The organism is Streptomyces sp. DvalAA-14, from assembly GCF_900091855.1.
GTDB lineage: Bacteria > Actinomycetota > Actinomycetes > Streptomycetales > Streptomycetaceae > Actinacidiphila.
Genome location: NZ_FMCH01000377.1, coordinates 1 through 8,210 on the forward strand (window position 1 = coordinate 1; position 8,210 = coordinate 8,210).

General features: G+C 71.2%; 9 protein-coding genes. 3 read left to right on the top strand and 6 right to left on the bottom strand.

What is annotated here, in order from left to right; translation table 11 throughout:
- Window positions 1-290: 290 nt before the first annotated feature.
- Both tyrS and GA0115240_RS19620 read right to left on the bottom strand, forming a co-directional pair.
- Window positions 291-1,562 (bottom strand): tyrosine--tRNA ligase, encoded by a 1,272-nt coding sequence (gene tyrS, locus GA0115240_RS19615; RefSeq protein ID WP_093738009.1) that lies wholly within the window; start codon window positions 1,560-1,562, stop codon window positions 291-293.
- Window positions 1,563-1,692: 130 nt separating this feature from the next.
- Window positions 1,693-2,331, bottom strand: coding sequence for a DNA-3-methyladenine glycosylase (locus GA0115240_RS19620; RefSeq protein ID WP_093738011.1), 639 nt, complete (start codon window positions 2,329-2,331; stop codon window positions 1,693-1,695).
- Between the two features lie 211 nt (window positions 2,332-2,542).
- Between GA0115240_RS19620 and GA0115240_RS19625 the strand changes: the two genes are divergently transcribed.
- Both GA0115240_RS19625 and GA0115240_RS19630 read left to right on the top strand, forming a co-directional pair.
- Window positions 2,543-3,082: a YbhB/YbcL family Raf kinase inhibitor-like protein gene (locus GA0115240_RS19625; RefSeq protein WP_093738013.1), complete on the top strand. Its 540-nt coding sequence runs from the start codon at window positions 2,543-2,545 to the stop codon at window positions 3,080-3,082.
- 250 nt (window positions 3,083-3,332) lie between these two features.
- The gene (locus GA0115240_RS19630; protein WP_093738015.1) at window positions 3,333-3,836 is read left to right on the top strand and encodes an HNH endonuclease; all 504 of its coding nucleotides are present in this window, start codon (window positions 3,333-3,335) and stop codon (window positions 3,834-3,836) included.
- Between the two features lie 78 nt (window positions 3,837-3,914).
- Here GA0115240_RS19630 and GA0115240_RS19635 read toward each other — a convergent pair whose 3' ends face one another.
- The 4 genes from GA0115240_RS19635 to GA0115240_RS19650 form a co-directional block, all read right to left on the bottom strand.
- Complete coding sequence (locus GA0115240_RS19635; RefSeq protein ID WP_093738017.1) at window positions 3,915-4,688, bottom strand: sulfite exporter TauE/SafE family protein; 774 nt, start codon at window positions 4,686-4,688, stop codon at window positions 3,915-3,917.
- 139 nt (window positions 4,689-4,827) lie between these two features.
- Window positions 4,828-5,781 (bottom strand): SPFH domain-containing protein, encoded by a 954-nt coding sequence (locus tag GA0115240_RS19640; protein ID WP_093738019.1) that lies wholly within the window; start codon window positions 5,779-5,781, stop codon window positions 4,828-4,830.
- 199 nt (window positions 5,782-5,980) lie between these two features.
- The gene (locus GA0115240_RS19645) at window positions 5,981-6,412 is read right to left on the bottom strand and encodes an NfeD family protein (protein ID WP_093738024.1); all 432 of its coding nucleotides are present in this window, start codon (window positions 6,410-6,412) and stop codon (window positions 5,981-5,983) included.
- A gap of 92 nt (window positions 6,413-6,504) precedes the next feature.
- Entirely contained in the window at window positions 6,505-7,314 is an 810-nt protein-coding gene (locus tag GA0115240_RS19650) for an ABC transporter ATP-binding protein (protein WP_093738021.1), read from the bottom strand.
- Window positions 7,315-7,419: 105 nt separating this feature from the next.
- Between GA0115240_RS19650 and GA0115240_RS19655 the strand changes: the two genes are divergently transcribed.
- The gene (locus GA0115240_RS19655) at window positions 7,420-8,208 is read left to right on the top strand and encodes a hypothetical protein (RefSeq protein WP_093738023.1); all 789 of its coding nucleotides are present in this window, start codon (window positions 7,420-7,422) and stop codon (window positions 8,206-8,208) included.
- Window positions 8,209-8,210 lie beyond the last annotated feature (2 nt).

Consider the following 8,210-nt stretch of genomic DNA (forward strand, 5'->3'; position numbering starts at 1 on the left):
GGAACGGAAGCTGCCTTCGGTTCACCGTTTCCGGTTTTCCTCCGGGCTTTCCCTTCGTGTTCCCTACTGTACTCCGCTTCCCCGCCGATTCATAATCGGCTTCTTCGAATTGAATTTCGGCGCACCAAAAAACAACCCGAGGTTCGGGAAGGGGTAGGACAGTGGGTGGCCGCTCGGCCGGCAGGGCCTCATACGAACAGGCCCACCGTTTCAGCGGCTCGGACTACATTACGCACGGACGGGAGCCGAGTCAAGCTCCGCTCCCGTCCAAACGCAGATTTCCAGCCACGTCAGCCGACCTCGACCGCGCCCAGGTTGCGCTTGCCGCGCCGCAGCACCAGCCAGCGGCCGTGCACGAGGTCGTTGCGGGTCGGGACCGCGTCCTCCCCCACCACCTTGATGTTGTTCAGGTAGGCGCCGCCCTCCTTGATGGTGCGGCGGGCGGCCGACTTGCTGGGCACCAGGTTCACCAGCGCGAACAAGTCCGCGATCGGGGGCAGTTCGGCGCCCTCGGCGCTGATCCGGGCCTTCGGCAGTTCACTCAGCGCGGCAGCCAGCGTGCGCTCGTCGAGGTCGGCGAGTTCGCCCTGGCCGAAAAGCGCCTTGGACGCGGCGACCACGGCGGCGCACTGGTCCGCCCCGTGCACCAGAGTGGTGAGTTCCTCGGCGAGGGCCCGCTGGGCGGCGCGGGCCTGCGGGCGCTCCTGGGTGGCGCGCTCCAGCTCCTCGATCTCCTCCCGCGAGGCGAAGCTGAAGGTGCGCAGGAAGCTGGAGATGTCCCGGTCGTCGGCGTTCAGCCAGAACTGGTAGAAGGCGTACGGCGAGGTCATCTCGGGGTCGAGCCAGATGGCGCCGCCCTCGGTCTTGCCGAACTTGGTGCCGTCCGCCTTGGTGAGCAGCGGGGTGGCCAGGGCGTGCACCGCGGCGCCCTCCACCCGGTGGATGAGGTCGATGCCGGCGGTCAGGTTGCCCCACTGGTCGCTGCCGCCGGTCTGCAGGGTGCAGCCGTAGCGCCGGTAGAGCTCCAGGAAGTCCATGCCCTGCAGGATCTGGTAGCTGAACTCCGTGTAGCTGATGCCCTGGTCGGAGTTGAGCCGGCGGGAGACCGCCTCCTTGCTGATCATCTTGTTCACGCGGAAGTGCTTGCCGATGTCGCGCAGGAACTCGATGGCGGACAGGCCCTGGGTCCAGTCCAGGTTGTTGACCATGACGGCCGCGTTCGGCCCCTCGAAGGAGAAGAAGGGTTCGATCTGGGCCCGTACCCGCCGCACCCACTCGGCGACGACCGCGGGATCGTTCAGGCTGCGCTCGGCGGTGGGCTTCGGGTCGCCGATCAGTCCGGTGGCGCCGCCGACCAGGCCGAGCGGGCGGTGGCCGGCCAGCTGGAGGCGGCGGACGGTGAGGATCTGGACCAGGTTGCCGAGGTGCAGGCTGGGCGCGGTGGGGTCGAAGCCGACATAGACCGTGACGGGGCCGTCCGCGAACGCCTTGCGCAACGCGTCCTCGTCAGTGGATACGGCGATCAGCCCGCGCCACTGCAGCTCGTCGACGATGTCCGTCACGGTGTCGTGTCTCCTCTGTGGGGATGTCTGTTGGGGGATGACTGTCGGGGATGGCTCAGGAACGTCGGTGGAAAAGGTCGCGGCGGAACATCGCCGACCTGTCCGAGGGTACGTGCTGCCCGCAGCCCGATTATCGGCGCTTGCGCGGGACGTGGGCGCGGTAGGAGCTGACGGTGGGGTCGCCGTCGATCCAGTAGCGCCACGGGTGGGCGGCGCCGTCGCCGCCGACGCCGGTCCGCGGGCCGGTGCGGATCAGGGCCGGCTCCGGCGGGGTGCCGGTGAGGATGCGGAACGGGCCGCCGTCGTCGGAGCAGGCGTCCGCGCCGTTGAGGGCACGGTCGACGGACAGGGCGGTGGCGAGCCGGGCGGGGCCCTGGGCGAGGTCGCTGTCCTTGCGGGAGGCGGGCCGGTGCGCCCGGGCCAGCGGGGCGCCGGCCGTGATCTCACCGGCCCGGAGCAGGACTCCGCTGGGCTGTCCTTCGGGACCGCACACCAGGTTCAGGCAGTGCCACATGCCGTAGGTGAAGTAGACGTAGGTGTAGCCCGGCGGGCCGAACATCACCGCGTTGCGGTCGGTGCGGCCGCGGTAGGCGTGCGAGCCGGGGTCGTTGGGGCCGTCGTAGGCCTCCACCTCGGTCAGGCGCAGTTCGATCGGGCCGTCGTCGGTGGCGCGTACCAGGATGCGGCCGAGCAGGTCGGGGGCGATCTCCAGGACCGGCCGGTCGAAAAAGGCGCGGGCCAGCGGGGTCCTTTCGGGTGCGGTGATCACAGCTCCCGAGGGTAGTGGAACGGTGCGGGTGACCGCCGCGCCCGCGCGGATCGCCGGACCGGGCGGAGCCGATCGCGGCCGGTGGCGGGCTTAGGCTCGGTCCCGCGCGGGCTTCCATGGCCGAGCAGCGTTCCTGCTTCACGAACGCATTCATGTGCGCATACATGTACGTATTCATGTACGCATCCACGTACCAACAGGAGGTGTCGAGGTGTCCGAGCAAGCGCGACGGCCGCTCCCCCATGACTTCCACCCGCCGGTGCCGGCGTTCACGGTGGTGAGCGACGACGTGGCCCCGGGGGCGACGCTGAAGGACGACCAGGTGTACGCGGCGGGGAACGTCTCCCCGCAGCTGCGCTGGGAGGGCTTCCCGGCGGGGACGAAGAGTTTCGCGGTCACCTGCTACGACCCGGACGCCCCGACCGGCAGCGGGTTCTGGCACTGGGTGCTGTTCGACCTCCCGGTGTCCGTCACCGAGTTGCCGGCCGGCGCCGGGTCCGGGACGTTCCCGGGGCTGCCGGCCGGCGCGGTGCACGCACGCAACGACTACGGGACCCGGGACTTCGGCGGCGCGGCGCCGCCGGCCGGGGACGGTCCGCACCGCTATGTCTTCACGGTGTACGCGGTGGACACCGACAAGCTCGGGGTGGACGCGGACGCGTCGCCGGCCTTCGTGGGCTTCAATCTGCGCTTCCACGCGATCGGGCGTGCTCAGCTGATCGGTGAGTACGAGGTGCCCGCGGAGGGCTGACCGCCGGTGCGGGCCCGGTCGCGCCGGCTTCGGCGCCGCCGGGCCGCTCGGATCCGCCGGACACCAGCTCTTCTTGCGGCGTTGGTGCCGCCGCCTTCTTCCCCCGGGCTTTCCGCAAGCTTCGCTGGGAACTTCATCCCTGCTCATCTGTTGTCCTCCGGCGAGAAATTGCGTTGTCCACCGAGGTGCCCGCGGGCACAGTGGAGCGACTTCGCCCGCCGGGGCGGATCGGGCCGGGGAGGTGGGCGGGATGCGGGAGACGCTGGTACTGAACGCGAGTTTCGAGCCGCTGTCGACGGTGTCGCTGCGACGTGCCGTCGTGCTGGTGATGCAGGACAAGGCCGTGGTGGAGCAGGCGCATCCCGGGCTCCGGATCCGGGCCGCCGATGTCGAGGTGCCGGTGCCGCAGGTGATACGGCTGTGCCGCTACGTGCGGGTGCCCTTCCGACAACGGGCCGCCTGGTCGCGCCGGGGGGTGCTGGTGCGGGACCGGCACCGGTGCGCCTACTGCGGCCGGCGGGCCACCACCGTGGACCACGTGCAGCCGAAGTCGCGCGGGGGCGGCGACACCTGGCTGAACACGGTGGCGGCGTGCACCGAGGACAACCAGCGCAAGGCGGACCGTACGCCGGAGCAGGCGGGGATGCGGCTGCTGGTGCGGCCCTTCGAGCCGACTCCGGCGGACGCGCTGCTGCTGGCGCTGGGGGTGCGGGACCGGGAGGGCCTGCCGCAGTGGCTGGCGCTGCCGGCCTGAGTGTCGTTCGTGGTCCTCGGCGTGGGCTTCGGCCGGTCGGGTCCCGGGGCGGGCGGGTGCGTCAGCCCGCCCCGGGCGTCAGGTGTCCTTGAGGACCAGTTGGACGATGGCCACCACGCCGACGGCCACGATGAGGCCGCGCAGGGCGGTGGGCGGCAGGCGGCGGCCGACCCGCGCTCCGATCAGCCCGCCGACAGTGGCCCCGACGGCGATCAGCGCGACGGCCGCCCAGTCCATGGGGGCGACGAAGACGAAGAAGAGCGCGGCGACGCCGTTGACGACGGCGGCGAGGACGTTCTTCAGGCCGTTGAGGCGTTGCAGCGGCTCGGTCAGCAGCAGGCCCATCAAGGAGAGGTAGAGCACTCCTTGGGCGGCGCCGAAGTACCCGCCGTAGGCGCTGGCGAGCAGCATGCCGATCAGGAGGACGGGGCCGCCGTCGGTGGGGGCGGTGGTCCCGGCCCGTTCCCGGCGGCGCTGGATGGCGCGGGACAGGCGGGGCTGCAGGACGACCAGGACGAGCGCGATGCCGATCAGGACCGGCACGATCGCGTCGAAGGCCCCGGACGGCAGGGTGACCAGCAAAATGGCGCCGGCCAGGCCGCCGGCCAGACAGATCGCGCCGAGGCGGAGCAACCGGGCGCGCTGCCCCGCGAGTTCACGCCGGTAGCCGATGGCTCCGGTCACCGACCCCGACACCAGGCCAAGGGTGTTGGAGACGTTGGCGGTGACGGGCGGCAGGCCGATGGCGAGCAGTACCGGGAAGGTGATCAGCGTTCCCGAGCCGACGATCGTATTGATGGTGCCGGCGCCGATTCCGGCCGCGAGCACCGCCAGGGCTTCTGCTGGGGACATCCGAGCTCTCCATGGTCGCCACGCGCCCGCCCCGCCTCATCGGTCGAGGGGTGCGCGGCGATCATGCCACAGCGGGAGAAGTCCGGCCGAGGGCGCCCTCGGGGGTTGGGGATCGGTCCGCGGCCGGGCGGATCGTCGGTCAGTCCTTGTCGAAGCGCGGGGATTCGCGGCGCGGGGCGGGCGGGCCGCTGACGGCGGGGCCGCCGTTGTCACTGCCGGGTGCGCCGGGGATGTTGACTATGCCGCCGAGGCCCTTGAGGGCGTCATTGAGCTCACTGGGGATGATCCAGAGCTTGTTGGCGTCGCCCGCGGCGATCTTCGGCAGCATCTGCAGATACTGGTAGGCCAGCAGCTTCTGGTCCGGGTCGCCGGCGTGGATGGACTCGAAGACGGTGCGGATCGCCTGGGCCTCGCCCTCGGCGCGCAGGGCGGCGGCCTTGCTCTCGCCTTCGGCGCGCAGGATGGAGGACTGCTTCTCACCTTCCGCGGTGAGGATCTGGGACTGCCGGATGCCCTCGGCGGTGAGGATCGCGGCGCGCTTGTCGCGGTCGGCGCGCATCTGCTTCTCCATCGAGTCCTGGATGGAGGTGGGCGGCTCGATCGCCTTGAGTTCCACGCGGTTGACGCGGATGCCCCACTTGCCGGTGGCCTCGTCCAGAACGCCGCGCAGCGCCGCGTTGATCTCCTCGCGGGAGGTCAGGGTCCGCTCCAGGTCCATGCCGCCGATGATGTTGCGCAGCGTGGTGACGGTGAGCTGCTCGATCGCCTGGATGTAGCTGGCCACCTCGTAGGTGGCGGCGCGGGCGTCGGTGACCTGGTAGTAGATGACGGTGTCGATGTTCACCACCAGGTTGTCCTGGGTGATCACCGGCTGCGGCGGGAAGGGGACGACCTGTTCGCGCAGGTCGATCCGGTTGCGGATGGTGTCGATGAAGGGGACGACGATGTTCAGTCCGGCGCTGAGCGTACGGGTGTAGCGGCCGAAGCGTTCGACGATGGCGGCGGTGGCCTGCGGAATGACCTGGACCGTCTTGATCAGGGCGATGAAGACGAGCACCACCAGGATGATGAGCACGATGATGATGGGCTGCATGGCCAACTCCCGGCGCCGTTTGACTGCGAGCTTGACTGCGACTTCACGTGCGGCTTGCGACTTCGCCTGCGAAGTCCGACCTACCCTGTCATGATCAATTCTGGCAGACCGCGGGTGCGCCGCGTGCGCGGTTCGGTGAATTTACCGGTCCGCGGTACGGGGCGGTCACGCCAAGTGTGGCCCGCGCTGGACCGGCTGACTACATGACCACCGCGGTGGCTCCGTCGATCTCCACCACGTCCACCTGCTGTCCGGGGTCGAAGACCTGACCGGTTTGCAGGGCGCGGGCCGACCAGATCTCCCCGGCCAGCTTGATCCGGCCGCCGGCGCCGCCGTCGACCCGTTCCAGGACGACGGCCTGCTTGCCTCGGAGGGCGTCCACCCCGCTGCGCTGTTCCGGCCGCTGGCGGTTGCGGTACGCGATCGGCCGTACGAAGACCAGGAGCGCGACCGACACCACCACGAAGGTGACGACCTGGGCCACGATGCCGCCGCCGAGCCCGGCGGCTGCCGCGCCGGCCACCGCCCCGACCGCGAACATCCCGAATTCGGGCATTGCCGTGATCACCAGTGGAATGCCCAGTCCCACCGCGGCTATCAGCCACCACACCCATGCGTCCACGTGGTCAATCCTAGGCGTGCGGACCCCAGTTGCGGCAGTACGCACGGCAACGGACCGGGAGCGCGGACGGGGGGGCGCGGACGGGGGCGCGGACCGGCGCGTCAGGAGAGCGGCAAGCCCGCGGCGGTCCAGCGGTCGCCGCGGCGCTCGACGACGAGGGGGAGGCCGAAGCAGAGGGACAGGTTGCGGGAGGTGAGTTCGAGTTCGATCGGGCCGGCGGTGACGACCTTGCCCTGGCGGATCATCAGCACGTGGGTGAAGCCGGGGGCGATCTCCTCGACGTGGTGGGTGACCATGACCATGGAGGGGGCGATCGGGTCGCGGGCCAGGCGGCCGAGGCGGCGCACCAGGTCCTCGCGGCCCCCGAGGTCGAGGCCGGCCGCGGGCTCGTCCAGCAGCAGCAGCTCGGGGTCGGACATCATCGCGCGGGCGATCAGGGTCCGCTTGCGCTCGCCCTCGGACAGCGTGCCGAACTTGCGGTCGAGGAATTCGCTCATGCCGAGCCGGTCGAGGAAGGCGCGGGCCCGGTCCTCGTCGACCTGCTCATAGCCTTCCTGCCAGGTGGCGGTCATGCCGTAGGCGGCGGTGAGCACCGTCTCCAGCACGGTCTGCCGGCGCGGCATCTTCTCGGCCATGGCGGCGCCGGCCATGCCGATCCGGGGCCGGAGGTCGAAGACGTCGACGCTGCCGAGCTTCTCGCCGAGGATCGAGACGGTGCCGGCGGTCGGGAAGAGGTAGCTGGACGCCACATTGAGCAGGGTGGTCTTGCCGGCGCCGTTCGGGCCGAGGATGACCCAGCGCTCGCCCTCGGCGACGGACCACGAGACCTGGTCCACCAGAGCTCGTCCGTCGCGGACCACGGATACGTCCACCAGCTCCAGCACATCGCTCATGAGCGCGTTGTCTCCCATTGCAGTCTCGGCGGTCCGGTGTGCCCAGGTCGGCACGAGCCAGAAGGAACCCCCGGGGAAAACTTACGCCACCAGCGGTCGGGTCCAGTCCTTAGGCTGGGGGCCATGCTTGATGAACCTCGCTCAGGGCGGCTCACCGCGTGGGGAAATGCCCTGCTTGCCGGACTTGCCGCGCCGGATGACGTCGCCCAGCGGATCACGGCGGACGACGCCGTGCACCGGATCTCCGGGCTGCCGGGGGAGCACACGGCGGTCGGGCTGACCCTGGGACTCGGCCGGCTGCGCGCGCTGGGCGTGACGGGGCTGCGGCTGGCGCTGCCGGTCGCCGGGCATCCGCTGGGGCTGAGCGGCCCGCCGGAGTTCAACGCCCGGGCGCTGGCGGCCGGTGAGGCGGTGGTCACGGTGGGCGCGGCGGCGCTGGGCCTGGTGCCCGCGGTGCACGAGGCGGGTCCGGCCGGCGATCTGCATGTGGAGGTGGAGTGGCAGTGCCTGCCGGTACGGGACGCGCCGCCGGCCGATGTGCCCTCGCTCGGGGAGGCGGAGCGGGAGCTGGCGGAGGCGCTGCGGGACGCCACCGACGCGCTGGCGCAGCTGGATGTGGCGGGTGCGGGGCCGGACGCGCAGGCGGCTCTCGATGCCTACCGGGCACGGGCCGAGCGCGGGCGCGAGCTGCTGGCGCCGGGGTATCCGCCACGCGCGGTGCGGGTGCTGGCGCTGGCGCAGCGGATCGGGGCGCTGGTGCGGATCGCGGGGGACGGTGACGGTGCGGCGGTGAGCGCGTCGCAGATCGCCGCGCGGGCGGATCTGCTGCGGCCGGTGGAGCGGACCGCGCGGCGGGCGCAGGTGGCGGCGTACAACGCGTACGTGGAGGAGGCGGAGCGGCGGCGGCCGTGAGC

Bases quoted from the DNA above. Each gene is read 5' to 3' on its own strand.
- GA0115240_RS19655 (WP_093738023.1), top strand. From the start codon at position 7,420: ATGCTTGATGAACCTCGCTCAGGGCGGCTCACCGCGTGGGGAAATGCC.
- GA0115240_RS19640 (WP_093738019.1), bottom strand. From the start codon at position 5,781: ATGCAGCCCATCATCATCGTGCTCATCATCCTGGTGGTGCTCGTCTTC.
- GA0115240_RS19635 (WP_093738017.1), bottom strand. From the start codon at position 4,688: ATGTCCCCAGCAGAAGCCCTGGCGGTGCTCGCGGCCGGAATCGGCGCC.
- GA0115240_RS19650 (WP_093738021.1), bottom strand. From the start codon at position 7,314: ATGGGAGACAACGCGCTCATGAGCGATGTGCTGGAGCTGGTGGACGTA.
- GA0115240_RS19630 (WP_093738015.1), top strand. From the start codon at position 3,333: ATGCGGGAGACGCTGGTACTGAACGCGAGTTTCGAGCCGCTGTCGACG.